The organism is Pseudarthrobacter sulfonivorans, from assembly GCF_031454915.1.
Classification (GTDB): domain Bacteria; phylum Actinomycetota; class Actinomycetes; order Actinomycetales; family Micrococcaceae; genus Arthrobacter; species Arthrobacter sulfonivorans_C.
Window position 1 is genome coordinate 138,221 of the sequence record NZ_JAVDRS010000005.1, and the last position, 25,998, is coordinate 164,218.

Consider the following 25,998-nt stretch of genomic DNA (forward strand, 5'->3'; position numbering starts at 1 on the left):
GGCCGGCACCCATTGGGTGCCGGCCTCAATCATCAGTTCTGGTGAACTGGAAACCTTACAGTGCGTTGACCTTCTTGGAGATCGCCGACTTGCGGTTTGCTGCGTTGTTCTTGTGCAGAACACCCTTGCTGACAGCCTTGTCCAGCTTGCGGCTGGCGGTAAGCAGGGCAGCAGCAGCTGCATCCTTGTCGGTGGACTCAACGGCGGTGTTGACAGCGCGGATGGCCGTCTTCAGCTCAGACTTGACTGCGTTGTTGCGCAGGCGGGCCTTCTCGTTGGTGAGGATGCGCTTCTTCTGGGACTTGATATTAGCCACGTGTGAACTCTCTTTTTAATGCGGAAATGGTCTAGAGGGCTTTCAGATTGGCCATTGACTGAGCGGCGTGGGGATACCTATGGCGACCAACCATGAGTGGCCGTCGACCTGCACGGACACACAGCTATAAAGAATAGCAGAACCCCTGGTGGCTGGCCATTTAGGAAGGCTATTTCCAGCTGTGTCGCCGGCGCAGCCCCGCAGCCACCAGATCGAAGTGCTGCCGGTCCAGGACTGCACCTTCGCGCCGGATGGCGTCCGGGGTGATCTGCAGGATCCGGCTGAGGTTCGCTTCGCTGGGCCGCTGCTGCCGGTCCCAGCTGCCGGTGCCAATGTCCACGTAGTCGTCGGAACGCCGGCCGTCATGGTCGTGGTCCCTGCTCGTCAGCATCAGGGCCAGCAGATACCCGCCGTTCTTGCCGACCAGCAGAACCGGCCGGTCCTTGCCCCGGTTGTGATCCTCTTCATAGGGCACCCAGGCCCACACGATCTCACCCGGATCGGGGCTGCCGTCGGGCTGTGGAGCGTAGCGAATGGCCGAAACACCCTGGAAGTCCCCGGGATACCCATTGGGCCGTACCGCCCGGACAGGCGTCTGGCGCGCAGAGGCCGGAGCATTCTGTCCTGCAGGGCCGGCAGCGCCCGAGCGCAATTTTTGCAGGACCCTGACTGATGTCCGGACGGCGTTGGCCAGTGAGCGGAAGTTGATAGGCATGGGGAAAACAATATCGCCGGACAGCAGCGCATGTTTGCCGCTGGATGCAGTGCGTTGCGCCCGGACGTGGGACACTGGAGGTTCCAAATGTGCGGCCTGTCCGCAGGGTGCTTTGAGTGCGCCCTGGCACGGGCCGCGTCACTGCCAACAGTAAGGACCCTGCGTGTCTCCCATGGCCCGCACCGCCCCGGTGCCTGCCGCGACAGATCCGGCCATCATCCGGAATTTCTGCATCATCGCGCACATTGACCACGGTAAATCCACCTTGGCAGACCGCATGCTGCAGTTCACCGGCGTGGTTCAGTCCCGCGACATGAAGGCCCAGTATCTGGACCGCATGGATATTGAGCGCGAACGCGGCATCACCATCAAGTCACAGGCCGTCCGGATGCCGTGGGAACTTGAGGGCACCAGCTACGCGCTGAACATGATTGACACCCCCGGCCACGTGGACTTTACCTATGAGGTTTCCCGCTCCCTGGCTGCCTGCGAGGGCGCAATCCTGCTGGTGGACGCAGCCCAGGGCATCGAGGCACAGACCCTCGCCAACCTGTACCTGGCGATGGAGAACAACCTCACCATCATCCCGGTCCTGAACAAGATCGACCTTCCGGCAGCACAGCCCGAAAAATACGCCGCAGAGCTGGCCAGCCTGATCGGTGGCGACCCCGAAGACGTTCTCCGCGTCTCCGGCAAGACCGGCATGGGCGTCGAAGTTCTGCTGGACAAGATCGTCCGCGACCTGCCTGCCCCTGTGGGCAACCCGGACGCCCCTGCACGCGCCATGATTTTCGATTCGGTCTATGACACCTACCGCGGCGTGGTCACCTACGTCCGTGTGGTGGACGGCATGCTCCACCCACGTGAACGCATCCAGATGATGTCCACCCGCGCCACCCACGAACTCCTCGAGATCGGTGTGAGCTCCCCGGAACCCACCCCCTCCAAGGGCCTGGGCGTGGGAGAGGTGGGTTACCTCATCACCGGTGTTAAGGACGTGCGCCTGTCCAAGGTCGGCGATACCGTCACCAACCTTGCCAAGCCGGCCGCTGAATCCCTGCCCGGCTACGCCGATGCCAAGCCCATGGTCTTCTCCGGCCTGTATCCGCTGGACGGCACAGACTACCCGGTGCTCCGCGATGCGCTCGAGAAGCTGATGCTCAACGACGCCGCACTGGTGTACGAGCCCGAAACGTCGGCGGCGCTGGGCTTCGGCTTCCGCGTAGGCTTCCTGGGCCTGCTCCACCTCGAAATCACCCGCGAACGCCTTGAGCGCGAATACAACCTTGACCTCATCTCCACCGCCCCCAACGTGGAGTACGAGGTCACGCTGGAGGACAAGAAGGTGGTCCATGTGACCAACCCCAGCGAGTACCCCTCCGGCAAGATCGCCGAAGTCCGCGAGCCGATGGTGTCCGCCACCATCCTGGCGCCGAACGAATTTGTGGGCGCCATCATGGAGCTCTGCCAGAGCCGGCGCGGCGTCATGGGCGGTATGGACTACCTGTCCGAGGACCGGGTGGAAATCCGGTACCGCCTCCCGCTGGCCGAAATCGTCTTCGACTTCTTCGACATCCTTAAATCCAAGACCCGCGGCTACGGCTCGCTGGACTGGAAGGCCGATGGCGAGCAGGTGGCTGACCTGGTCAAGGTGGACATCATGCTCCAGGGCGAACAGGTGGATGCCTTCTCTGCCATCACGCACCGTGACAAGGCCTACTCCTACGGCGTGATGATGACCACCAAGCTGCGTGAGCTTATTCCGAGGCAGCAGTTCGAGGTGCCCATCCAGGCCGCGATCGGCTCGCGCATCATCGCCCGCGAAAGCATCCGGGCCATCCGCAAGGACGTCCTGGCCAAGTGCTACGGCGGTGACATCTCCCGTAAGCGCAAACTTCTGGAAAAGCAGAAGGAAGGCAAGAAGCGCATGAAGATGGTGGGCCGTGTGGAGGTTCCCCAGGAGGCCTTCATCGCTGCGCTGACCACGGACGAGTCCAAGGACAAGGCCAAGAAGTAGTGATGACAGTGGCCCCAACCTCGCGAGGCCCACGCAATGCCTAGCGTTCTTCCCCTTGGCGACCCGGCGCCGTCGGATGGCCTGCTGCCCGCCCAAGCGGCGGAAGGTGCGGTGGTCCGGAACTTCGGGTTGTACGTGCACATCCCGTTCTGTGCTGTCCGCTGCGGATACTGCGATTTCAACACCTACACGGCCACCGAACTGGGTGGCGGCGCGTCCCAGGACGCCTACGCGGACACTGCCATCTCCGAAGTCAGGCTTGCCGCCGGGGTCCTCACGGACTCGAGGCTCCCCGCCAGGCCATTGAGCACAGTGTTCTTCGGTGGCGGTACGCCCACGCTGCTCCCGGCCGAAGACCTCGCGCGGATCCTGAGTGCTGCCATCGGAGAGTGGGGACTGGAGGACGGCGCCGAAGTCACCACCGAAGCGAACCCCGATTCCGTTACGCCCGCATCCCTTGCGCTGCTGAAGAACGCAGGCTTCACGCGCGTTTCCTTCGGTATGCAGTCAGCCGTGCCGCGTGTGCTCAAGGTCCTGGACCGCACGCACACACCCAGCCGCGTGCCGCAGGTGGTGCAGTGGGCGCGCGAGGCCGGACTGGCCGTGAGCCTGGATCTGATCTACGGAACGCCGGGCGAGTCACTGGACGACTGGCGGTACTCCCTGGAGACCGCGTTGTCCTACGAGCCGGACCATATCAGCGCCTATGCGCTGATCGTGGAGGATGGCACCAAGCTGGCCGCGCAGATCCGGCGGGGCGAAGTCCCGGGGATCGACGACGATGACCACGCCGACAAGTACGAACTCGCGGACCAGCTGATCGGCGAAGCAGGACTCAGCTGGTACGAGGTCAGCAACTGGTCCCGGACGCCGGAGCAGGCCTGCCGGCACAATCTCGCCTACTGGCGCGGGGATGACTGGTGGGGCATCGGCCCCGGTGCGCATTCGCACGTTGGTGGTGTGCGCTGGTGGAACGTCAAGCATCCCACTGCCTATGCCGGGCGGCTTGCGCAGGGGCTGTCGCCGGCTGCCGGGCGCGAAACGCTCGACGCCGAAACCCGGGACATGGAGCGCGTGATGCTTGAGGCCCGGCTCGTTTCGGGTCTGGCCATCCCATCGCTGGGGGAGTCGGGCCGCCATGCGGTGGCCGGTCTGATTGCCGAGGGCCTCGTGGAGGCACCGGCTGCCTTCGCTGGAAAGTTGATTCTCACCCTGAAGGGCCGCCTGCTGGCCGACGCCGTGGTCCGAAGGATCCTGCCGGACTAACGCTTAGAGCCACCAACCTGGGCCCACGCCCGCAGGGAGCCGGTGCGGACTTGCGAGGTTAAGGTGCGGGTGGGGACGGGTCACTCCCGGCCCAATACAGTGCGATCATCGGGCGGGTAGTGACCCCGCGTTGCCGTTTGGGTGGCTTACTTAATCCAGCGCAGGTTGAACTGGTACCGGTGCGGCTGTCCCTTGTTGACGTGGATGCCGGCGGCCACCGAGAAACAGGTCAGGGCAATCCAGATCAGGGTAGCGATGACGGCAAAAATGTTCCCTACCACCGGAATGAACACCAGGATGTTAGCCACCAGGGCCGCGACGGTAGGCGGCAGGCTGAAGTTCAGCGCTTCCTTCGACTCCTGCGCGGTGAACGGCCCGCGTTCACGGAAGATCAGGTAGATCAGCAGGGACGGTACACAGCCGAGGATCCCGCCAAAGTGTGCCAGCGTGGCCCATTGACGGTCTTCGCTGGCCGTGAGGGGCAACGCATTTGCAGGAACGCCCTGATACTCGGAACGGCCTTGGTCGTCCCGGTGCTCGCGTGCGTTTTGTGCCACGGTTTCTTCCTTCGAAAGTGCAATGGTGCTGGTTTGGAGAATGCCGGTTTACTGCAGTCACAGCCTCCGCAGTACCAAGAATACTGGTTCGGCTGCCAAATGCTGCGGTCGGCGGCGGGTATTCGGCCGGACAGGTCCCGCTGCAGCTACGGCGCCGTCAGGAAGTCGATGACTTCCTCCACGCGCCCGAGCAGTGACGCTTCCAGATCTGCGTAGCTGCGGACAGCACCCAGCAGCTTCTGCCAGCCAAGGCCGATGTCCTCTTTGGTCGAGTGCGGCCAGCCGAATGCTGCCAGGATGCCGGTTTTCCAGTCCTGTCCGCGGGGCACCACAGGCCACTGGTCAATGCCGAGTACCGCCGGCCGGATGGCCTGCCACACATCGACGTAAGGGTGTCCGACGATCAGCACGTTACCGGCGGCGCCGGGGGAAGCCATCACCCCTGCCGCGATGCGCCACTCTTTGGAGTCCGGCACCAGGTGGTCCACCAGGACGCCCAACCGTCGCCCGGGACCGGGGCCGAACGCGGCCACCGCCCCGGCAAGGTCATCGATGCCGTGCAAAGGCTCGACGACGATGCCCTCCACCCGAAGATCGTCACCCCAGACCTTTTCCACGAGTTCGGCGTCGTGCTTTCCCTCCACCCAGATCCTGCTCGCCTTCGCCACCTGGGCACGCTGGCCGGCCACCCGGACTGAGCCGGACGCTGTGCGGCCGGCAGGTACGGCGGGGTTCTGCCTGGGCGCCGGGGGCATCAGCCTGATGGGCCGGCCTTCCAAAAGGAAACCGAACCCAAGCTTGAAAGAACGTGACTTGCCCCGCCGGTCCTCAAGGGCAACCACGTGCATGCCGCCGGACTTCTCCACCCGGGTCACCGCTCCCACCCAGCCGGACTGGGCGTCTTCGAGGACCATGCCGCGTTCCACTGGAACCTCGGGGAGTTCATTCCGGATGGGCGCGGTGATCTCCTGCGGACCCCAGTTCTGGTAATGCATGGATTGCTTCCGCCTTGCGCTAGATCCTGCCCCGGAATGTTCGCCCGGAGCGGTACCAATGCTAACAACGGGGTGAGTCATATTAGACTGTTAGCACTTAGGCATGTCGAGTGCTAACGAGGCCGAGCTTTGCCGTGATGATTATGGCGCAACCATGGATGGAGGTGGAGTGTGAGCGAGCCGCGCAAACTGGAAGTACTGCGTGCCATCGTGGAGGACTACGTGCACTCCCGCGAGCCCGTGGGTTCCAAGGCCCTGGTTGAACGCCACCACTTGGGCGTGTCCAGCGCAACCATCCGCAACGACATGGCGGCCCTGGAAGACGAAGGCCTGATCACCGCTCCGCACACCAGCGCAGGCCGGATCCCTACGGACAAGGGCTACCGGCTGTTTGTGGACCAGATTTCCGCAGTCAAGCCGCTCTCGCCGGCGGAACGCAAGGCCATCCAGTCTCTGCTGGAGGGCTCGGATGATCTCGACGACGTCCTGGACAGGACTGTCCGGCTGCTGTCTCAGCTGACCAATCAGGTGGCCGTGGTGCAGTACCCGCATCTGAGCCGGGCCACCATCCGCCACATTGAATTTGTTCTCCTCGCGCCCCGTCAGGTCTTGCTGGTGCTCATCGCCACCACAGGCAAGGTGGAACAGCGGGTGATCGACGTCGGCCAGGACCTGGGTGAGGACGCCATCGCCGCCCTGCGGACGCACTTCCTCAGCTCGCTGGCCGGCACGCCGCTGAGCCGGCTGGGCCAGTCGCTGCCGGGTGTGGTTTTCTCCGTCGCCCCTGGCCAGCGTGCAGCTGCCCAGGCGCTGGCTCACGGGCTGGAAACGCTCGCCCACAGCAGCCGCGAGGACCGCATGGTGATGGCCGGGACCGCGAACCTGGCCAGGTCCAACGTGGATTTCCCCCTCAGTATCGGTCCGGTGCTCGAAGCCCTGGAAGAACAGGTGGTCTTGCTTCGCCTGCTCAGTGACATGGCGCAGGACCCGCGTGGTGTGACGGTGAGTATCGGCCGGGAAAACCCCTACGACGGGCTCGCCGAAGCCTCAGTGGTGGCCACTGCCTACGGACCGGACAGCACAGCCAAGGTCGGTGTCCTGGGTCCCACCCGGATGGACTATCCCACCACCATGGCCGCGGTCAGGGCAGTAGCCCGTTATCTGTCAAGAATTCTGGGTCCGTAACCGCCGGTCCAGGCACGAAGAGCAGTCCCGGCAGCATGGCTGCCGGCAGTACAACAGGGAAGAGATACGAACTTTGAGCAGCCACTACGACGTCCTCGGAGTCTCGCCGGAAGCCACCGGAGAAGAGATCAAGAAGGCCTACCGCAAGCTGGCCCGCACCCTTCACCCGGACGTTAACCCCGGGGACGATGCGTCGGACCGCTTCAAGGCCGTGACCCACGCCTACGAGGTACTTTCGGACCCCCAGAAGCGCCGCGTTTATGACACCACAGGCAATGAGAACGGCACCGACAACGGCTTCGGTGGCGGCGGATACGCCGGCCAGGGCTTCGCCTTCCAGGACATCTTCGACACGTTCTTTGGCGCCGGCGGAACGTCCGGGCCCGCGTCCCGGGTCCGCCGCGGCCAGGATGCCCTCATCAGCGTACGGATCGAACTCCGCGATGCCGTGTTCGGTGTCAACCGGAAACTTGAAGTGGACACCGCTGTCACCTGCCCCACCTGCAACGGCTCATGCTGCCGCGAAGGCAGCCACCCCGAACGCTGCGATATCTGCGGCGGCAGCGGCCAGGTCCAGCGCGCTGTGCGCTCCATTCTGGGCCAGGTCATGACGGCGGCCCCGTGCGGCAGCTGCGAAGGTTTTGGGACGGTTATCAAGGATCCCTGCAACGAGTGCAGCGGCCAGGGCCGCATCCGCAGCCGCCGGTCACTCACCATTAAGGTGCCTGCCGGCGTCGCAACGGGTACGCGCATCCAGCTGTCCGGGCAAGGGGAGGCGGGTCCGGCCGGCGGGCCCTCCGGCGACCTGTACGTCGAGATCCGGGTCAACAATGACCCCACCTATGTCCGTGACGGTGATGACCTGCACGCGACGCTCCACATTCCGATGACGGCAGCTGCCCTGGGCACCGAAGTGTCGCTGGAAACCTTTGACGGGCTTCAGGAGATCGACGTCAAGGCAGGAACCCAGGCGGGCGAGGTCATCACGCTCCGCGGGCTGGGCGTCACCCACCTGCGGGGCTACGGCCGCGGGGACCTGATGGTCCACCTGCAGGTAGAGACGCCGGCGAAGCTGGACCCAGCGCAGGAGGACCTCCTCCGGCAGCTGGCCAAGTTGCGCGGGGAACAGTTCACCGAGGGAAAGCTCACGGCCAGCGGCGGCGTCTTCGCCAAGCTGCGGGACCGGCTCGGTAACCTGTAGCGGTGAGCAACCCCGTCTTCTTCAGCGGCGCCGGCTCTCTGGACCAGCTGTTTCCTGGGGCCCGCTACACCCTTAGCGGTCCTGAGGCCCGCCATGCCGTCACGGTTAAACGACTGGCCCCGGGTGAACGCGTCGACATTGCGGACGGGGCCGGAAAGCGGCTCACCGGAACGGTCGTCGCGGCATCGCCGGCCGAACTCACCGTCGAATGTGCCGAACTGGCTGTGGAACAACAGCCTGACATCCGGCTGGTCCTGGTCCAGGCCCTGGCCAAAGGCGACCGCGATGAACTCGCGGTGGAAACCGCCACGGAATTAGGGATCGACGCCGTTGTGCCCTGGCAGTCGGAACGTTCGATTGTGCGCTGGAAGGGTGAGCGCGCCGCCAAGGCCCATGCCAAATGGCAGTCCGTGGTCACGGCAGCCGCCAAGCAGGCGCGGCGCGCCTGGATCCCGGAGGTGCGCGCCGCCGTCGAGACCCCGGGCCTGGTTGCCGCCGTGGCGGCAGCGGACCTCGCGGTGATCCTCCACGAAGACGCGGTCCGGCCACTCCGTGCAGTGCTGGAGGCGTGGCACGCCACAGAGCCGCTGGCGGGCGTCCGGGAAATCCTGCTCATCGTTGGCCCGGAGGGCGGAATCAGTCCCCGCGAAGTGACCCGGCTGTGCGATGCCGGTGCTGTGACGGCCCTCCTTGGACACCATGTCCTGCGGTCATCCACAGCGGGACCTGCAGCCGTTGTGCTGGCCAGCGATGTGTTGGGACGCTGGAGCATCCCGCAACCCTGAGGGCTAGCTGACGTTGAAGTTCCGTGTGTCCGCGTTTGGTTCTTCGCCGGTGCCGCCGTCCGTTTGGGACACACGGAGCTCATAGCTGCCGGAGGAGAGGCTCAGGGCCAGGGTGAACACGCCGGACTGGGCGGCGTCTGTCCCGGCCGTGGTCTCGCCGGTCAGGTACGGGGTCTTGTCCCCGTTCCCGGCGGTCCGAAGGATCTGCCAGCGGAGCTTGCCGCCCGGAACGGTGCTGCGGCCAGTGATCTTGACACTGCCGCCGGCAATGTCTGTACCCTCCTGTGGATCAATGATCCACACAGGCGCCACCATGCCGGCGGCGCGTGACATCGGAGCACCCAGCTGGATGTGGTCAAAGGCAACATAGTCCGTGTGGCTGTCCACGAGGACGCGGACCTGAATCTGCTGCCCGGAGTCGATCAGGCCCGAACTGGCCGCCGCTGCGGTGGCGGTAAAGACCAACTGCTGGACGGCCCGGACAGCCATCTCGGCGTCGACATTGCTGTTGAAGGCATCCTCGGAGACATCGACAGTGATGACGTTCTTTCCGGAGATCGACGTTGCCAGCTTCGTGGGACTCTGCCACGGAGTGAAGAAATCGGGGTCCAGCGGCTTATCGGACATCATGGCCCGCAGTGCACGCGTCACAGGGTTCTCCTGTTCCGGGACGTCCCGGAACTCCCGGTAGAGGAAAGCGTTGCCGTCGCTGCGGCCAATCCAGTACACGGGGGCCTTGTTCGACGACTGCGTGGTCTCCAGGGGAGCGCTGGTGGAGGGCACGCCGGCCGAGCCGGTGGCGTCAGTGCCGGAATTTGCCGTCAGGGTGGGTTCGGGGCCGGCATCGGCAATGCAGCCGGTCAGCAGGAGGAGGGCTGGCAGGAGACCCAGGACGCCCCGGGCGCGGAAGAGCCGTGAGGCGCGTCCGGCTGTGCGGGGGGTGGGTGTTTCCGGCACTCTGGTGGCCTTTCCTGGCTGAAATGGTGAGGCCTTGGCCTCGTGAGCCGGTCCCCGGGCGGCCTGGATTTCAAGCATTGCATAATGCTGCACACCAAAGGTGCCCAATCCGTCCGTAGCGCCCAAACTGCAACGGGAACGATATGAGCCCGATATGAAGTTGATATCTAATGACGTCGGCGCCGCGCCTGCCGCCGCTTGTAAAGCGCCTGCACGGTGCCTGCCGGCGGGCGCCTCCCGACGCCGCCGTGAGGGAGCTGCTGGCGTAAGATAGAAGGAATCCGCTGGCTCCGGCGTGCTCGGCAAAAGCCCGCCCACGCAGCATCCGGCGGTATCTAAGTTTCGAACTGGAGGAGACCACGGGCCCGCGGGCCAGCACCATGACTGAATCAACAAACGGAAAGCGCCGGCTGAACACCGACCGCGCCGCCGGAGAATTCCCCCACTCACTTCCCGGTGTCCGGACGGAGGTGGTTCTCTTTGACAACTCCGATCAGATGGTCCAATCCCTCGGCAGCCATGATGAGGCCCTGCGGTACATAGAAGAACAGTTCCCGGCCGTTAACTTCCATGTCCGCGGAAACGAACTTTCCATCAGCGGCCCCGCCAACGAAGTGCCCCGGATCATGCGGCTGCTGCACGAAGTGCGCGGTCTCGTGGCCCGTGGCACGGTCATCAGCCCTGCGGTGCTGCAGCAGCTCGTCGCGTTGCTCCGCAGCCAGTCACTGCAGAATCCCGTGGATGTCCTCACCCACGACATCCTGTCGAGCCGGGGAAAGACGATCCGGCCCAAGACACTGAACCAGAAGAACTATGTTGACGCCATAGACGCCAACACCGTGATCTTCGGGATTGGCCCGGCCGGCACGGGCAAGACCTACCTGGCCGTGGCCAAGGCCGTCCAGGCGCTGCAGCAGAAGGAAGTCAGCCGGATCATCCTGACCCGGCCTGCCGTGGAAGCCGGCGAGCGGCTGGGCTTCCTGCCCGGCACGCTCAGCGACAAAATCGACCCCTACCTGCGCCCGTTGTACGACGCTCTCCACGACATGATGGATCCGGAATCGATCCCGCGCCTGATGGCCGCCGGCACCATCGAGGTTGCGCCCCTGGCATATATGCGCGGGCGGACCCTGAACGACGCATTCATCATCCTGGACGAGGCGCAGAACACCACGCCTGAACAGATGAAGATGTTCCTGACCCGGCTGGGCTTCGGATCGAAGATGGTGGTCACCGGGGACGTCACCCAGGTTGACCTCCCGTTCGGCACCCGTTCGGGGCTGCGAATTGTGGAGGAGATCCTGCAGGGTCTCGAGGACGTCAATTTCACCGTCCTGGATTCCACGGACGTAGTCCGCCACCGCCTGGTGGGTGACATCGTCCGGGCCTACAGCCTTTGGGATGATGTTCAGCGGAATAAGGTCAAACACTCGGTCAGCCGGGAAAAGCGGGCGGAGCACGCATGAGCATCGAAGTAAACAACGAATCAGGCATCCAGGTAGATGAAGCCGGGCTCGTCGCCCTGTCCCGCTACATTTTTGAGCAGCTGTATATCCACCCCCAGGCTGAGCTTTCCATTCTGCTGGTGGACGAACCTGCCATGGAGAAGCTCCACATTGAACTGATGGATGAGCCCGGATCCACTGACGTGCTCTCGGTCCCTATGGACGAATTGACTCCTGGCACGCCGGACCGGCCGACGCCTCAAGGGATGCTCGGGGATATTGCCGTGTGCCCCCAGGTTGCGCAGGTCCAGGCTGACAACGCCGGACACGCCCTGCAGGATGAGATGCTGCTCCTGACCACCCACGGAATCCTCCATCTGCTGGGCTACGACCATGCTGAGCCTGAGGAAAAAGAAGAGATGTTTGGCCTCCAGCGCCAGCTGCTTTCCGGATTCACCGGCAAAGATGCACCCGCCGAGACTACGCAGTGACGCCTCTGCTCCTTGTTGGCATGGCCTTGGTGTTCCTCGGTATCGCTGCACTCCTGACGGCGGCCGACGCCGCATTTACTTTCCTGCCCCGGCACGACGCGGAAGACGCGCTCCTAAAAAGCCGGGGCAATGCCATGAGCCGCATACTTGCCCAGCCGGTGGCACACATCAGGGCCTTGCGCTTCTGGCGGATCTGGTTCGAGATGGCGTCGGCCGTGGCCGTGGCCGTCCTGCTGCACAGCCTGCTGGACAACGTGTGGCTCGCCGGCCTGGCCGCCACCGGAATCATGGCCCTGCTCGGATTCGTGATCGTAGGGGTCTCACCGCGCCAGATCGGCAGGCTCCATTCGGCAGCTGTTGTCCGCTACACCGCACCCCTCATCCGGTTCCTTACCTGGATCCTTGGCCCTATCCCGGGATGGCTCGTGGCGCTCGGCAGTGCTGCCGCACCGGGCGCACCAGCCGGCGATGACGCGTTCTTCAGTGAACAGGAATTCCGCGAACTCGTGGACCGCGCCTCCGAATCGGACATGATTGAAGACACCGAAGCGGAAATGATCCAGTCCGTCTTCGATTTCGGCGATACGTTGGTGCGGGCCGTTATGGTCCCCAGGACGGACATCCTCAGCATCGACGCCGGCTCCAGCCTCCGGCGTGCCATGTCGTTGTTCCTGCGGTCGGGCTATTCCCGGATCCCCGTGATCCGGGACAACACGGACCAGATCCTCGGAATCGTTTACCTGAAGGACGTCGCCGCCACGCTGCACGAGCTGGGACCGGACGACGAACAGCCGCTTGTCGAGGCACTCGCCCGCGAAGTCCGGTACGTTCCGGAATCCAAACCAGTAAGTGACCTTCTGCGGGAGTTGCAGAAGGAATCAACGCATGTGGCCATCGTCATCGACGAATACGGCGGCACGGCGGGCCTTGTGACGCTTGAGGACCTCATCGAGGAAATCGTCGGCGAAATCGTGGACGAGTATGACACCGAAAGCGCCGAAGCCGTGGCCCTGGGCGGCGGTTCCTTCCGCGTCAGCGCACGGATGAGCATTGATGACCTCGGTGAACTTTTTGACATCGAGCTCGACGACGACGAGGTGGACACCGTGGGCGGGCTCCTGGCCAAGGCCCTCGGCCGCGTGCCCATCGTTGGCAGCCACGTGGAAGTGGACGGCATCTCGCTGCGCGCTGAAAGGCTTGAAGGCCGGCGCAACCGGGTCAGCCACATCATTGCGGCAGCTGTACCAAAAGTAGACACTGACCTTGAAGACCTCTTCGACGAGGCGGAAGCAACCCAGCAGGGAGTTCCACGTGAGCAAGAAAAATAACCGCCCGGCCAACCAAGGTTCCGACACGCCGGACTACGGCGGCTACCGGGCCGGGTTTTCGGTCCTGGTGGGGCGCCCCAATGCGGGCAAGTCAACCCTGACCAACGCCCTGGTGGGACAGAAGGTGGCCATCACCTCTGCCAAGCCGCAGACGACGCGGCACACCATCCGGGGCATCGTCCACCGCGAGGACGCCCAGCTGATCCTGGTGGACACCCCGGGCCTGCACAGGCCCCGCACACTGCTGGGCAAACGGCTCAACGATCTGGTGGCGGACACCCTGGCCGAGGTCGACGCCATCGGCTTCTGCCTGCCGGCCAACGAGAAGATCGGCCCCGGCGACAAATTCATCGCCGCCCAGCTCGCCCAGGTGGGGAGCAAGCCCGTCATCGCCGTTGTGACCAAGGCAGACCTGGTGGACCGCCAGGCCCTCACCGAACAGCTCCTCGCCGTTGCTGCGCTTGGCCGGGAAGTCTTTGGCGAGGACGGCTGGAAGGACATCGTTCCCGTCTCTGCGGCCGACGGCTTCCAGGTTGAAACCCTTGCCGACGTCCTGATCAGCCACATGCCGCCGTCGCCTCCGTTGTACCCGGACGGGCACCTCACGGACGAACCGGAGGCAGTGATGATCGCCGAACTTATCCGCGAGGCCGCCCTCGAAGGCGTCCGCGATGAATTGCCGCACTCCCTGGCTGTCGTCGTCGATGAAATTGTTCCGCGTGAAGGCCGGCCCGAAGACCGGCCGTTCCTTGATGTGCGCGTCAATCTCTTTGTGGAACGTCCTTCCCAGAAGGCCATCATCATCGGCAAGGGCGGCGCCCGGCTCCGTGAAGTCGGCACCAATGCACGCAAAGGGATCGAAGCGCTGCTGGGCGCCCGCATCTACCTCGACCTGCATGTGAAGGTGGCCAAGGACTGGCAGCGGGACCCCAAGCAGTTGGTCAAGCTGGGTTTCTGACGCGGCGCAACGCCCTGCTCCGGCCGGTCACCGGGAAGTTCCCAGAATGGGCAACTAAAATAGGCCGGATTGAATTTTTCGAGGAAGGTACATCACATGGGGCGAACCCGCGACAATCGCGAGTCCGGAGCGGACGCGTCTTCGGGGGGACCGGTATCCCGGCACGCGGATGCGGGCGCCGTCGGCGTTGCCCGGCACCTCGGGGGGCAGCGCCGGATGCCTGTGTGGCTGAAAGTGACCACTGCCGTCCTGACGGTGGTGCTGCTTGGCGGCCTCGGCTTTGCCGGTTACTGGTACTTCCGCCTGCAGTCGAACATCACCACGGCACCGCTGAGCGCCGGGGATGGCACAGCCAACGCGTCTGACGATGCAACGGGCAGGATGCAAATCCTCATCCTGGGCTCGGACACGAGGGACGGTAAGAACGCCAAATACGGCGCAGTGGAGGACTCCAAAGGGTACGGCAAGTCCGACGTCATGATGCTGATGGACATCTCTGCTGATAACAAACGTGTCAGCGTCATCAGTTTCCCCCGGGACCTGTTGGTGGACATCCCGAAGTGCACCGACAAAAAAACCGGGACATCGTATCCGGCCCGCAGCGGTGTGATGATCAACGAGGCCATGGCGGAGGCCGGCATTGGCTGCGCCGTGGATACGGTCAACAAACTCACGGGCCTCGAGATCGATCACTTCATGATGGCCGACTTCAACGCTGTCAAGGAACTCTCCAACACCGTGGGCGGCGTCGAGGTCTGCATCAGTGACGCCGTCTACGATCCCGATTCCCGTCTCCGCCTCCCGGCGGGAACATCTGCCGTTAAGGGGGAAATGGCCCTTGCCTTCCTGCGGACCCGGCACGCCTTTGCCGACGGCGGCGATCTCGGCCGGATCAAGGCCCAGCAGGGTTTCCTGTCCTCCCTCACACGGAAGATCAAAGACGACGGCACCCTGTCCAATCCGGCAAAAATGCTGAACATTGCAGACACAGTGACCCAGAACCTCACCGTGGATGACGGACTCGCCTCCGTACCGTCGCTGCTGACCATTGGCAACCGGCTGAAAGACATTGACATCGGGAAGGTGGCGTTCGTGGCGGTGCCCACTACGCCGGCAGCTTCAGACCCCAACCGGCTGGAGATTGCCGAACCGGCCGGGTCCCAGCTGTTCACGGCCCTCCAGAAGGACATTGACCTCACTGATCCCACCGCGCCGGCCACGCCGTCGCCGAAACCGTCAGAAACCACAACCCCGTCAGCGGCTCCCACAAAAACAGTGCCGCCACTGCCGCCCTATGACAAGGCACTCCAGCCTGTCACCGTGGCCAACGGCAGCGGCGTCCCGGGACGCGAACAGGAAATCGTGCAGGCACTTGTGACCGGTGGCTTCACGCAAACCGGCCAGTTCGAGGCCACCCCGGTGACGCAGAGCGTGGTGTACTACGGGACGGACTTCGCCGACGTCGCGGCTGATGTGGCCGCACTGCTGAAAATTCCGGCCGCGCAGGTACAACTGGCACCCGGCGTCGTGGGCGTTCAGGCCTACCTGGGGACCGACTTCACGTCCGGTGCCACCTACGGTGCCGTTGCCCTGCCGAAGGACATCGTCAACCAGACTGCCAGCGATAGCCTTTGCCAGCAGGCGAATCCAGCCCTGATTGTTCAGGGCTGATCTCAGCGGAGCGCACAAAAGAGGCGGGGCCAACGGGCCCCGCCTCTTTCGTTTGCCGTCCGATTACCAGATGCTGACGCGTGCTTCCTGCGGCATCCACATTCCATCCTGGTCAGTTACGCCAAAGGCCTCATGGAATGCATCGAGGTTCTTGGCGATGGCGTTGGTCCGGAACTCGTTGGGGGAGTGGGGATCTGTGGCGAGCCTGCGGATGGCTTCTTCGGCCCGGATCACTTGGCGCCAACCGGCGGCCCAGGAGGCGAAGAAGCGCTGCTGTCCCGTCAGCCCGTCCAGCACCTCGGGTTCCTTGCCGTCGAGGCTCAGCAGGTAGGCCTTGTAGGCGATGGTCAGGCCGCCAAGATCGCCGATGTTTTCCCCGAGGGTCAGTTTGCCGTTGACGTTGTGACCGGGGGCGGCGTAGGGGGACAGGGCATCGTACTGCGCCACCAGCTTGGCGGTGAGTTCTTCAAACGCCTTGCGGTCATCCTCCGTCCACCAGTTCCGCAGGGCGCCGCCGCCGTCGAACTGTGAACCCTGATCGTCAAACCCATGGCCGATCTCGTGACCGATGACTGCGCCAATTCCGCCGTAGTTCACGGCGTCGTCGGCGTCGGCCGTGAAGAACGGCGGCTGCAGGATGGCAGCGGGGAACACGATCTCATTCAGCATCGGGTGGTAATAGGCATTCACCGTCTGCGGGGTCATGAGCCATTTGTTGAGGTCCACGGGCTTCCCCACCTCATCGAGGTGGCGGTCCACGTCAGCGTTGTGGGCCCGCTCCACGTTGCCCAGGAGATCGGTGGGATCGATCTCGACAGCCGAGTAGTCGATCCACTTGTCGGGGTAGCCGATTTTGGCACGGAAAGCCTCCAGCTTCCGCAGCGCTTCAGCCTTGGTGTCCTCACCCATCCAGTCCAGGCCGGTGATGCTCTGCCTGTAGGCCTCGATCAGGTTGGCCACCAAGGTCTGCATGCGTGCCTTGTGCGACTCGGGGAAATGCTTGGACACGTAGATCTGGCCTACCGCTTCGCCAAGGCCACCTTCAACGACGGCGACTGCCCGCTTCCAGCGGTCTTTGTTCCGGGGCGTGCCGCTGATGGTGGTGCCGTAGAAGGCAAAGCTGGCATCCACGAATTCGGCCGAAAGATAAGGCGCCGCGGCGTTGATGATCCGCAGGGCAAGCCATTCCTGCCAGGCCGGCAGCGGCTCGGCGTCCAGCAGTGCCGCTGCACCGCTGAAAAAGTCAGGCGTGCTGACGACAATTTCGCTTCGCTTGGCGGCATCGATCCCGGCTGCGTCGAACCAGGTGCCCAGGAGGGGGAAGAGGGCGGCTGCTTCTTCGGCGGATTTGAGGTTGTAGGTCTTCTGCGGATCCCGCAGTGTGACATTGTCCCAATGATGGGAAGCAAGGCTCGTTTCGAGGTCCACCACGCGGCCCGCCGCTGACTCGGCGTCCCCAATCCCGGCCAGGCTGAACATGGTCCGGACGTGGTCCCGGTATGCGGCGACCATGGGGGCAAACTTTTCTTCGCGGTAATAGGACTCGTCGGGCAATCCAAGGCCGCCCTGCCCGGTGTAGAGCAGGACACGGTCAGGGTTGCCGGCGTCCGGGGCGGGGTAAATGTAGAAAAGTCCGGACACGTCAGACCGGAAGAGCCTGCCGGCCAGGGCCACCAGTTCGGAGGCCGTGGTGGTGGCAAATACCTCGGCGAGCCGGCCCCGGATGGGATCCATGCCCTTGGCCTCAACAGTGGCTTCGTCCATGAAGCTGTTGTAGAGGTCGCCCACTTTGCGTTCTATCCCGCTGGCCGCTTCGCCCTTTGCGGCAGCTTCCTCGATGATGTCCCGGACAGCTATTTCCGCTCCGTCGCGCAACGCCGTGAATGTTCCCTCGAGTGGCCGGTCATCCGGAATTTCAGTGGCCTTGAGCCAGGACCCGTTTACGTGCTGGTACAGGTCATCCTGCGGCCTGACGGTGTGGTCAATGTTGGACAGATCGATCCCCGAGATGGGCACAGAAGCTCCTTCGTGTGACGTGCCGCAGCCTGCGCTGGCACCGGCTGCGCGTCTGCATGGTGGACGTTGCTGGAGGTGTTGCTCCTTCATCTTACGCACCCGTGTTACTCTCAAATGGTGCGCGCAGAACTGCTTCTTCTTAGCTGCCGCGGCGAGGCCTCAGACGCGATCTAGCGCAAGGCCCATCCTCGTCGCGGAGTTTGTGTTGCCCGGCCACCCTTTCAGATATGAACCACAGAAAAGGCCCCGATAGTAATGCAAAACGCACAGAAGCCCTCTGGAATGCCCGCCCACCGGTACCTGCCGTTCCAGGACCAGATCACCGTTGAAATGCCTGACCGCACCTGGCCCGACAAGGTCATCACCAAGGCCCCGCGCTGGTGCGCAGTGGATTTGCGTGACGGCAACCAGGCCCTGATTGATCCCATGAGCCCGGCACGCAAGATGAAGATGTTCGACCTGCTGGTCCGCATGGGCTACAAGGAAATCGAGGTCGGCTTCCCGTCGGCGTCGCAGACCGACTTCGACTTCGTCCGCCAGCTCATCGAAGGCAACCACATCCCGGACGATGTCACCATCCAGGTCCTCACACAGGCCCGCGAGCAGCTGATCGAGCGGACCTACGAATCGCTGGTCGGCGCCAAGCAGGCCATCGTCCACCTGTACAACTCCACGTCTGTCCTGCAGCGCCGCGTGGTGTTCAACCAGGATGAGGACGGGATTCTGGACATTGCACTCCAGGGCGCCCGCCTGTGCAAAAAGTACGAGGAAACGCTCGTCGACACACACATCACGTATGAATACTCCCCGGAGTCATTCACCGGGACCGAACTGGAATACGCCGTCCGGGTCTGCAACGCCATTGCTGATGTGTTTGAAGCCTCCGCTGACCGCCAGGTCATCATCAACCTGCCCGCCACGGTGGAAATGGCCACCCCAAACGTTTACGCCGATTCAATCGAATGGATGCACCGCCATCTGCACCCCCGCGAAGGCATCATTCTCTCCCTGCACCCGCACAATGACCGCGGTACGGGTGTGGCGGCGGCCGAACTGGGTTACCTGGCCGGCGCGGACCGCATCGAGGGCTGCCTGTTCGGCAACGGCGAGCGGACCGGCAACGTGGACCTGGTCACCCTGGGCCTGAACATGTTCGTCCAGGGCATTGATCCCATGATTGATTTCTCGGACATTGACGAGATCCGGCGCACGGTGGAGTACTGCAACCAGCTGCCGGTCGCCGAGCGCACGCCGTACGGCGGAGACCTCGTGTTCACTGCTTTTTCCGGCTCGCACCAGGACGCCATCAAGAAGGGCTTCGAGGCGCTGGAGCGGGATGCGGCGGCCGCCGGCAAGGACGTCGCCGACTTCACGTGGGCCGTTCCGTACCTGCCCGTTGACCCGAAGGACCTGGGCCGCAGCTACGAGGCCGTTATCCGGGTCAACTCGCAGTCCGGCAAGGGAGGCGTTGCCTACCTGCTCAAGAACGAGCACAGCCTGGACCTGCCGCGCCGCGCCCAGATCGAATTCTCCGGCGTGATTCAGAAGCGCACCGACACCGTAGGCGGAGAGGTCACGGGATCGCAGCTGTGGCAGATTTTCCAGGATGAGTACCTGCCTTCCAGTGAGGCGGACGGCCAGTGGGGCCGCTATTCCCTGGGCTCCTTCAGCACCGAAACCGATGACGACGGCGGGCTGACCACCCTGCATGCCTCCCTCACCGTGGACGGCGTCCAGGTCCGCCGCACCGGCACTGGAAACGGTCCGATCGCGGCGTTGCTGAGCATCCTGCACGACGACGGTGTGGACGTCAGGGTCCTGGACTACTCCGAGCATGCACTCTCCGAAGGCGGAAGCGCCACGGCCGCCGCGTACGTCGAGTGCGCGGTGGGGGAGCGGGTCCTGTGGGGTGTCGGCATGGATGCCAACACCAGCACGTCCTCGCTGAAAGCGGTCATTTCCGCGGTGAACCGCGCCATCCGGGATTCCCGCGCCTGATCCGGAATAGCGTTGCGCGCCGGAAATCACGGCGCGCAACGCACCGGCATGGCCGGCATTCCGGAACACAGTGCGAAGATTAACCGTGGTCCAACAATCCTTTGCTGCGCGGTCTTACCGTGATGACGCCGTGGTGCTCCGAACCCACAAACTGGGTGAGGCCGACCGCATCATCACGCTCCTGACCAAGCACCACGGCCAGATCCGGGCAGTCGCCAAGGGCGTGCGGCGGACCAGCAGCAAATTCGGCGCCCGGCTGGAGCCGTTTATGGTGGCTGACCTGCAGCTGGTTTCCGGGAAGACCCTGGACATCGTCACCCAGGCCGTTGCCAAAGGCTCCTATGGCGGCGACATCGCGGCGGACTACGGCCGCTACACCGTCGCCGCGGCCATGACGGAAACAGCCGAGAAGCTGACCGACGTTGACGGCGAAGCGGGCACCGCCCAGTACAACCTTCTGGTGGGGGCATTGGCCTCCCTCAGCAGGGGTGACCACGCACCGGGGCTGATCCTGGATTCGTACTTGCTGCGGGCCCTCGCTACCGGCGGGTGGGCGCCGAGCTTCACGGGCTGCGCCCGCTGCGGCAGGCCCGGACCCCACACGGCATTTTCGGCTCCCCTCGGCGGCATGGTCTGCGCAGACTGCCGGCCACCCGGCTCACCTGCCCCGGCCGCGGAAACCGTCACTCTCCTGGTCGCCCTGCTGACAGGGGACTGGACGACGGCGGACGGTTCCGATGTGCCGCACCGCCGGGAAGCTGCCGGGTTGGTGGCCGCATACCTGCAATGGCACCTTGAGCGTGTCCTGAAATCACTCAAACATGTGGAGCGTGGCTGACAGTGGCCTTGGGAAAAAAGAACAGCCCGTCGAGGAAACGGACCACCCCCGTAGTTGCGCCGTATCCACATCCATCCGGCGCGGTGGCGCCGGCAATCCCCGCCGAGTTCATCCCCCGCCATGTGGCCATTGTGATGGACGGTAACGGGCGCTGGGCCAACCAGCGCGGACTCCCTCGGATCGAGGGCCACAAGGCAGGTGAGCCCGCCCTGCTGGACGTGATGGCCGGCGCCATTGAACTCGGCATCGAATACGTGAGTGTTTATGCCTTCTCCACCGAGAACTGGCGCCGCTCACCGGAAGAGATCCGCTTCCTCATGGGTTTTAACAAGGATGTGCTACGCCGGCAGCGGAACCAGTTGGATGACTGGGGCGTCCGTGTACGCTGGTCAGGCCGCCGCCCCAAGTTGTGGGGATCGGTCATCCGCGAGCTCGAAGAGGCCGAGGAATTCACCGTCGGCAACAGCACCTGCAATTTGACCATGTGTGTTAATTACGGCGGCCGGGCGGAGATTACGGACGCGGTGTCGGCTATCGCCGCGGAGGTGGCGGCGGGCCGCCTTAAGCCTGGGGCCATCACCGAGAAGACCATCCAGAAGTTCCTGGACGAACCGGACCTGCCCGATGTTGACCTGTTCCTCCGGAGCTCGGGGGAACAGCGGCTCTCCAACTTTCTGCTCTGGCAGTCGGCCTACGCTGAGTTCGTTTTTATGGACACGCTGTGGCCCGATGTTGACCGCCGGACACTTTGGGAAGCCGTGGAAATCTACGCCCAAAGAGACCGGCGCTATGGCGGCGCCGTGGACGCTGCGCCGGGATCGGCGGCACCGTAACCGCGCAGCCACCGAGCCAGCCGCGCGTAAGCGTCCTTCCGGACTGCGGCGGGTGAAAGAAAGACGTCGTGGAGTGCGCCGTCAATCCGTTCCACGGTGACACTGCGCCCCAGCGTCAGTGCCCGGAGCGCGATGATGTTGACGTCCAGCACGGCGTCGGAGCGGCGCATTTCCTCGGACCAGAACGGCCCATTGGCGCTGCCCCGGGAGAGCATCACCAGGATGGGTATGTCGATGCCGAGCCCCCGCGCCACCTTGGCCTGGCCGGCAAGGATGGCACTCAGCCATCCGGCCCGGAGAGGGAAAGCCATCGGCGGCCGAAATTTGTCGTCCACAGCCCACTCGCCGTCGGCGGCGTTGCTGATGGTCCGCCAATAAAATCCCCGCTCGGGCAGGCGCAGGACTGCCTCTGGGCGGAAGCGTGCAACGGGTCCCACCATCGTGGAGGCGGCATGGCGGACCAGTGCACTGCCATGCATCTCCAGCCAAGGGCTGTTCAGTATCAGATGCGAAACTGATCCCGGGTGGTTACTGACCCAGAGGGCCGCCACCAATCCGCCCGTGGAATGGCCCATAAGGGTCAGGTCCAATTGTTCTGTGCCTTCTGTGCCTTCTGTGCCTTCTGTGCCGCCATGGATGATGGCGATGGCCTGGTCTATTTCGGCGTCGTAGTCCGCCAGGTTGGCCACATAGCCGCCGGGCGTCCCGGGCCGCAGGCTGCGGCCGTGATTGTGCATGTCCAAGGCGTAGAACGCGTACCCGTTGCCCGCCCAGAAGCGTGCAAGGTCAACGTTGAAGAAGTAGTCGCTCCACCCATGCAGGAACAGCACTGCCCGTTGCGGCGTATGCCCGGTGCCGGGCCGGACCGGGTATCCGCGCTCACCCGTGCCGTCACGGAACCGCACCAGCGTCGCAGTCCGCCGGACGCCGTCGGCACCCGCAGCCTCGAACGTGCAGGCTTCAAAGCCTGCACCGAGGATGTCCGGCCGCCAGTCCATGGCTTTATGGTAGCCGGGCAACACACTGTGGCGGTCCGGTTTGGTCTGGACCGCCACAGACGGAAAACTAGACCCATGCGCGTATATCCGACATTCTTCAAACTGGCCTTTTCATGGATGGACGCCGAACGCGCCCACAAGATCGGATTCAGAGGAATCAAGCTCGCCCACACCTCGGGCGCCGGGCGGTTCCTCCAGCGCTTCACGGCACCTGCGCCGTCGTTGCAGACCTCGGCCTTTGGTGTGACGTTCCCATCCCCGTTCGGTCTTGCCGCCGGGTTCGACAAGGAGGCGCTTGGTATCGAAGCCCTCACTGAACTCGGGTTCGGCCACGTCGAAGTAGGCACCATCACCGGCCAGGCGCAGCCTGGTAATGAGAAGCCGCGCCTCTTCAGGCTGATCGAAGACCGTGCTGTGATCAACCGGATGGGCTTCAACAACGATGGCGCGGCCGCCGTCGAACCCCGCCTCAAGGCAGCGCGTGCCGCACTCCAGCGCAAGCACCCCAACGTCCGCCCGGTGATTGGGGTGAACATCGGCAAGAGCAAAGTAGTAGGACTCGACGACGCCGTGGCGGACTACCTCATCAGCGCCCGGAGCCTCGCCCCGGCCGCCGACTACCTTGTGGTTAATGTCAGCTCGCCCAACACGCCCGGGCTCCGCCTCCTGCAGGATGTCCAGACGCTCCGGCCGCTGCTGGCCGCGGTGGGGGAGGAGGCGGACAAAGCTGCCGGGCGGCACGTCCCGCTCCTCGTCAAGATCGCCCCGGATTTGAGCGATGAAGATATCGACGACGTCGCGCGGCTGGCGCTGGACCTGAAGCTGGACGGTATCATCGCCACCAACACCACCATCGCACGCTCGGGCCTGGGGTCGCCGGCAGAAAAGGTGGAGGAATGCGGTGCCGGGGGCCTGTCCGGGGCACCGCTGAAGCAGAGGTCACTGGAAGTTCTTCGTCGGCTGAAGGAAGCAACCGGGGGCGCGATCACCCTGGTGGCCGTTGGCGGAGTCGAAACGGCGAAGGACGTCCAGGAACGGCTGGATGCGGGGGCAACCCTGGTCCAGGGCTACACCGCCTTCCTCTATGAGGGGCCCTTCTGGGCAGCACGGATTAACCGCGACCTGGCCAAGAGCCGCCGGCGCTGACGGCTTTCAGACGCGAAAAAATCCCCGGCGGTCCGTCCGCCGGGGATTTTTCACGTCTGGAGTGCGCCGGGACGAGCCTAATTGGCACGCCAGGAGCGGGTATGTCAGGACCGGTCCATCAGGAGGGGTACTGGCCGCGCTTCACGAGGGGCTTCGGCAGCCGAAGTTTCCTGAACTGCATCGAACGCATCGAGCCGTACCAGACGGTGCCGCGCTCAATTTCGCCGAACTTGGCGGTCAGCTTCTTGCGGAGCTGCCGGGACAGAATGAACACGTCCACAAAGACGGCCAGGAACATCACCCAGAAGCCGCCCAGGACGTAAACCATCTGCTCGCTGGAAGCCGGCACGATCAGGGAAATAATGACAAATACGAGGGCGCCGAACATAAGGTACTCGCCCAGGCTGAAACGAGCGTCCACGTAGTCGCGGGCGAAACGCTTCTGCGGACCTTTGTCACGCAAGGGCAGGAATTTCTCGTCACCGGTGTCCAGGGCCTGGCGCATTTTGGCCCGCTGGTCCTGGATCGCCTGGCGCTCAGCGGCCTTGGACGCCTTCCGATCTTCCGGCACCAGGGGCCGTTTGCGGGCCGCTTCCTGGGCTTTGCGTTTGGGAGTGGGTGCACCCTTGCCCAACGCGGCATCCTGCCGGGCTGCCGCTTCAGCGGCCTGCTGGTCTATTGATTCCTGCGCCGTTGGCGCTTCCTTTTTACGTCCGAACACCTGAACAGAATACCTTGCAGTCCGCGGGATCCGGCGCGGGTAGTGTGTTCGCCATGACACCCACTTCAGCGGCAACTCCAGACCATGTCGGCACACCCCGCTCCGCCCGCTCTGCAGGAACCACGGATGCCGATGGACTGCGGCTGTCCGTTGACCGGTCTTTCGAAGACACGCTCGAGCGGCTCAGTGAACTTGTGGCCATCCCAGGCATCGCCTGGCCGAGTTTCGATCCTGCCCCATTGGATGCAAGCGCCGCTGCCGTGGCCGAACTGCTGCGCGCGGCCGGACTCGAGGATGTCCAGGTCCTCCGCAGCCAAAAGGACGATGGCACCCCGGGAGGACCCGCCGTCGTAGCACGGCGCCAGGCGGCCGAAGGCAAGCCCACCATCCTCCTGTACGCCCACCACGACGTCCAGCCGCCCGGGGACCCGGCGCTGTGGGAATCTGAGCCGTTCACCGCCGTCGAACGCAATGGCAGGCTGTACGGGCGCGGCGCCGCTGACGACAAAGCCGGAATCATGGCCCATGTGGCTGCTTACACCGCAGCGGCCGAAGTGCTCGGCAGTAAATTCGGCCTGGGCGTGACATTCTTCTTCGAAGGCGAGGAGGAAGCCGGTTCTCCGACGTTCCGCACCTTCCTCGAAGCGCACCGCCAACTGCTCAGCGCAGACGTGATTGTTGTTGCCGACTCCAGCAACTGGAAAGTGGGGATACCGGCACTGACCACGAGCCTGCGTGGCCTCGTGGACGGCACCATCGAAGTCCAGGTACTTGAACATGCCGTCCACTCGGGCATGTTCGGCGGTCCGGTGCTGGATGCTCCGACCCTGCTGTCCCGGCTGATTGCGACGCTCCATGATGCCGAGGGCAACGTGGCCATCGAAGGCCTGGTCGCCTACGACAACGTCGGCGTGGACCTCACCGAGGCGGAGTACCGGGCGGATTCCTCCATGCTCGACGGCGTCCAACTGGCCGGCACAGGCAGCATCGCAGCCCGTCTGTGGACCAAGCCGGCGCTGTCCATCATCGGGTTCGATGCCCCGGCCGTTGATGTGGCATCGAATACCCTCCTGCCGCGGGCGCGCGCCAAGTTCAGCCTGCGCCTGGCTCCCGGCCAGGTTCCCGCGGCGGCTATGGAGGCTGTGCGTCGGCATGTCGAGGCCAATGCCCCCTTTGGCGCCAAGGTTGTCTTCACGCCGGGGGAGAGCGGTAATTCTTTCCTCGCCGATACGTCGTCCACGGCGGCGAAGCTTGCCATGTGGGCGTTGGGAGAGGCCTGGGGCGTTCCGGCGGTGGAAATGGGTATCGGGGGATCGATTCCCTTTATTGCGGACCTGATGGAGGTCTATCCGGATGTCCAGATCCTCGTGACGGGGGTTGAGGATCCTGATTCACGGGCCCACAGCGCCAACGAGTCACTCCACATCGGCGACTTCAAGAACGCCATACTTGCCGAGGCCCTGCTCCTGGCACAGCTTAGCGCCGACGGGCTCGGCTGAGCAGTCCACCCCGCTGGCTGCCACCTGCGAACATACGGTGGGAACAAATCGCCGTGCATCCA

The 25,998-nt window shown here is 64.1% G+C and carries 23 protein-coding genes; 15 read left to right on the forward strand and 8 right to left on the reverse strand.

Translation table 11 applies throughout. The annotated features are described in order from the left end of the window. Positions 1 to 55: 55 nt before the first annotated feature. Both rpsT and J2808_RS13035 read right to left on the reverse strand, forming a co-directional pair. Positions 56 to 316: a 30S ribosomal protein S20 gene (gene rpsT / locus J2808_RS13030; RefSeq protein WP_066437767.1), complete on the reverse strand. Its 261-nt coding sequence runs from the start codon at positions 314 to 316 to the stop codon at positions 56 to 58. Between the two features lie 169 nt (positions 317 to 485). After that, positions 486 to 1,031 carry a type II toxin-antitoxin system PemK/MazF family toxin gene (locus J2808_RS13035; protein WP_309817103.1) on the reverse strand — a complete coding sequence of 182 codons (546 nt, stop codon included), beginning with the start codon at positions 1,029 to 1,031 and terminating at the stop codon, positions 486 to 488. Between the two features lie 163 nt (positions 1,032 to 1,194). Between J2808_RS13035 and lepA the strand changes: the two genes are divergently transcribed. Beyond that, on the forward strand, positions 1,195 to 3,048 hold the full coding sequence (gene lepA, locus J2808_RS13040) for a translation elongation factor 4 (RefSeq protein ID WP_309817106.1): 1,854 nt from the start codon (positions 1,195 to 1,197) through the stop codon (positions 3,046 to 3,048). Positions 3,049 to 3,084: 36 nt separating this feature from the next. After that, entirely contained in the window at positions 3,085 to 4,314 is a 1,230-nt protein-coding gene (hemW, locus tag J2808_RS13045; protein ID WP_309817110.1) for a radical SAM family heme chaperone HemW, read from the forward strand. 146 nt (positions 4,315 to 4,460) lie between these two features. Here hemW and J2808_RS13050 read toward each other — a convergent pair whose 3' ends face one another. Together J2808_RS13050 and J2808_RS13055 are read right to left on the reverse strand one after the other, a co-directional pair. Further along, on the reverse strand, positions 4,461 to 4,871 hold the full coding sequence (locus J2808_RS13050) for a DUF4870 domain-containing protein (RefSeq protein WP_309817113.1): 411 nt from the start codon (positions 4,869 to 4,871) through the stop codon (positions 4,461 to 4,463). A 146-nt stretch (positions 4,872 to 5,017) separates the two neighbouring features. Further along, the gene (locus J2808_RS13055; protein ID WP_309817114.1) at positions 5,018 to 5,866 is read right to left on the reverse strand and encodes a DUF3097 domain-containing protein; all 849 of its coding nucleotides are present in this window, start codon (positions 5,864 to 5,866) and stop codon (positions 5,018 to 5,020) included. Between the two features lie 171 nt (positions 5,867 to 6,037). Between J2808_RS13055 and hrcA the strand changes: the two genes are divergently transcribed. From hrcA to J2808_RS13070, 3 genes are all read left to right on the forward strand, one after another. Next, positions 6,038 to 7,051, forward strand: a complete 1,014-nt coding sequence (gene hrcA, locus J2808_RS13060; RefSeq protein ID WP_309817116.1) for a heat-inducible transcriptional repressor HrcA — start codon at positions 6,038 to 6,040, stop codon at positions 7,049 to 7,051. Between the two features lie 73 nt (positions 7,052 to 7,124). Beyond that, positions 7,125 to 8,252, forward strand: a complete 1,128-nt coding sequence (gene dnaJ / locus J2808_RS13065; RefSeq protein WP_309817118.1) for a molecular chaperone DnaJ — start codon at positions 7,125 to 7,127, stop codon at positions 8,250 to 8,252. Positions 8,253 to 8,254: 2 nt separating this feature from the next. Beyond that, positions 8,255 to 9,037 (forward strand): 16S rRNA (uracil(1498)-N(3))-methyltransferase, encoded by a 783-nt coding sequence (locus J2808_RS13070; protein WP_309817121.1) that lies wholly within the window; start codon positions 8,255 to 8,257, stop codon positions 9,035 to 9,037. Between the two features lie 3 nt (positions 9,038 to 9,040). Here the strand turns inward: J2808_RS13070 and J2808_RS13075 are convergent, their stop codons facing one another. Continuing rightward, on the reverse strand, positions 9,041 to 9,994 hold the full coding sequence (locus J2808_RS13075; RefSeq protein WP_309817639.1) for a GerMN domain-containing protein: 954 nt from the start codon (positions 9,992 to 9,994) through the stop codon (positions 9,041 to 9,043). A 380-nt stretch (positions 9,995 to 10,374) separates the two neighbouring features. Here J2808_RS13075 and J2808_RS13080 point away from each other — a divergent pair, with 380 nt between their 5' ends. The 5 genes from J2808_RS13080 to J2808_RS13100 all read left to right on the forward strand — a co-directional run bounded on the left by J2808_RS13080 (position 10,375) and on the right by J2808_RS13100 (position 15,887). Continuing rightward, positions 10,375 to 11,460, forward strand: coding sequence for a PhoH family protein (locus J2808_RS13080; protein ID WP_309817124.1), 1,086 nt, complete (start codon positions 10,375 to 10,377; stop codon positions 11,458 to 11,460). Next, on the forward strand, positions 11,457 to 11,930 hold the full coding sequence (gene ybeY / locus J2808_RS13085; RefSeq protein WP_309817126.1) for an rRNA maturation RNase YbeY: 474 nt from the start codon (positions 11,457 to 11,459) through the stop codon (positions 11,928 to 11,930). Before J2808_RS13080 ends, ybeY begins: the two co-directional genes overlap by 4 nt. Next, entirely contained in the window at positions 11,927 to 13,258 is a 1,332-nt protein-coding gene (locus J2808_RS13090; RefSeq protein WP_309817128.1) for a hemolysin family protein, read from the forward strand. The genes ybeY and J2808_RS13090 overlap by 4 nt, the downstream gene beginning before the upstream one ends. After that, the gene (era, locus tag J2808_RS13095; protein ID WP_309817130.1) at positions 13,242 to 14,216 is read left to right on the forward strand and encodes a GTPase Era; all 975 of its coding nucleotides are present in this window, start codon (positions 13,242 to 13,244) and stop codon (positions 14,214 to 14,216) included. Before J2808_RS13090 ends, era begins: the two co-directional genes overlap by 17 nt. Positions 14,217 to 14,312: 96 nt before the next feature. Further along, positions 14,313 to 15,887, forward strand: a complete 1,575-nt coding sequence (locus J2808_RS13100) for an LCP family protein (RefSeq protein WP_309817135.1) — start codon at positions 14,313 to 14,315, stop codon at positions 15,885 to 15,887. 63 nt (positions 15,888 to 15,950) lie between these two features. Here J2808_RS13100 and J2808_RS13105 read toward each other — a convergent pair whose 3' ends face one another. Beyond that, complete coding sequence (locus J2808_RS13105) at positions 15,951 to 17,903, reverse strand: M13 family metallopeptidase (RefSeq protein ID WP_309817138.1); 1,953 nt, start codon at positions 17,901 to 17,903, stop codon at positions 15,951 to 15,953. 255 nt (positions 17,904 to 18,158) lie between these two features. On the opposite strand from J2808_RS13105, the gene leuA reads away from it, so the two are divergent. The 3 genes from leuA (at position 18,159) to J2808_RS13120 (ending at position 21,572) form a co-directional block, all read left to right on the forward strand. Then, on the forward strand, positions 18,159 to 19,901 hold the full coding sequence (gene leuA / locus J2808_RS13110; protein WP_309817139.1) for a 2-isopropylmalate synthase: 1,743 nt from the start codon (positions 18,159 to 18,161) through the stop codon (positions 19,899 to 19,901). Between the two features lie 85 nt (positions 19,902 to 19,986). Next, positions 19,987 to 20,739 (forward strand): DNA repair protein RecO, encoded by a 753-nt coding sequence (gene recO, locus J2808_RS13115; RefSeq protein WP_309817142.1) that lies wholly within the window; start codon positions 19,987 to 19,989, stop codon positions 20,737 to 20,739. A gap of 2 nt (positions 20,740 to 20,741) precedes the next feature. Then, positions 20,742 to 21,572 (forward strand): isoprenyl transferase, encoded by an 831-nt coding sequence (locus J2808_RS13120; protein WP_309817144.1) that lies wholly within the window; start codon positions 20,742 to 20,744, stop codon positions 21,570 to 21,572. Here J2808_RS13120 and J2808_RS13125 read toward each other — a convergent pair. Then, complete coding sequence (locus J2808_RS13125; RefSeq protein ID WP_309817147.1) at positions 21,527 to 22,570, reverse strand: alpha/beta hydrolase; 1,044 nt, start codon at positions 22,568 to 22,570, stop codon at positions 21,527 to 21,529. The genes J2808_RS13120 and J2808_RS13125 overlap by 46 nt on opposite strands. Positions 22,571 to 22,645: 75 nt before the next feature. On the opposite strand from J2808_RS13125, the gene J2808_RS13130 reads away from it, so the two are divergent. Next, positions 22,646 to 23,716, forward strand: coding sequence for a quinone-dependent dihydroorotate dehydrogenase (locus J2808_RS13130; RefSeq protein WP_309817149.1), 1,071 nt, complete (start codon positions 22,646 to 22,648; stop codon positions 23,714 to 23,716). Positions 23,717 to 23,834: 118 nt separating this feature from the next. On the opposite strand, the gene J2808_RS13135 is transcribed toward J2808_RS13130, so the two are convergent. Beyond that, a complete protein-coding gene (locus J2808_RS13135) occupies positions 23,835 to 24,437 on the reverse strand; it encodes a DUF3043 domain-containing protein (protein WP_309817152.1) in 603 nt (200 codons plus the stop codon). A 53-nt stretch (positions 24,438 to 24,490) separates the two neighbouring features. Between J2808_RS13135 and J2808_RS13140 the strand changes: the two genes are divergently transcribed. Next, positions 24,491 to 25,936, forward strand: a complete 1,446-nt coding sequence (locus J2808_RS13140; protein WP_309817155.1) for a dipeptidase — start codon at positions 24,491 to 24,493, stop codon at positions 25,934 to 25,936. Positions 25,937 to 25,998 lie beyond the last annotated feature (62 nt).

Bases quoted from the DNA above. Each gene is read 5' to 3' on its own strand.
- J2808_RS13035 (WP_309817103.1), bottom strand. From the start codon at position 1,031: ATGCCTATCAACTTCCGCTCACTGGCCAACGCCGTCCGGACATCAGTC.
- hemW (WP_309817110.1), top strand. From the start codon at position 3,085: ATGCCTAGCGTTCTTCCCCTTGGCGACCCGGCGCCGTCGGATGGCCTG.
- J2808_RS13055 (WP_309817114.1), bottom strand. From the start codon at position 5,866: ATGCATTACCAGAACTGGGGTCCGCAGGAGATCACCGCGCCCATCCGG.
- J2808_RS13080 (WP_309817124.1), top strand. From the start codon at position 10,375: ATGACTGAATCAACAAACGGAAAGCGCCGGCTGAACACCGACCGCGCC.
- ybeY (WP_309817126.1), top strand. From the start codon at position 11,457: ATGAGCATCGAAGTAAACAACGAATCAGGCATCCAGGTAGATGAAGCC.
- J2808_RS13100 (WP_309817135.1), top strand. From the start codon at position 14,313: ATGGGGCGAACCCGCGACAATCGCGAGTCCGGAGCGGACGCGTCTTCG.
- leuA (WP_309817139.1), top strand. From the start codon at position 18,159: ATGCAAAACGCACAGAAGCCCTCTGGAATGCCCGCCCACCGGTACCTG.
- J2808_RS13125 (WP_309817147.1), bottom strand. From the start codon at position 22,570: ATGGACTGGCGGCCGGACATCCTCGGTGCAGGCTTTGAAGCCTGCACG.
- J2808_RS13130 (WP_309817149.1), top strand. From the start codon at position 22,646: ATGCGCGTATATCCGACATTCTTCAAACTGGCCTTTTCATGGATGGAC.
- J2808_RS13140 (WP_309817155.1), top strand. From the start codon at position 24,491: ATGACACCCACTTCAGCGGCAACTCCAGACCATGTCGGCACACCCCGC.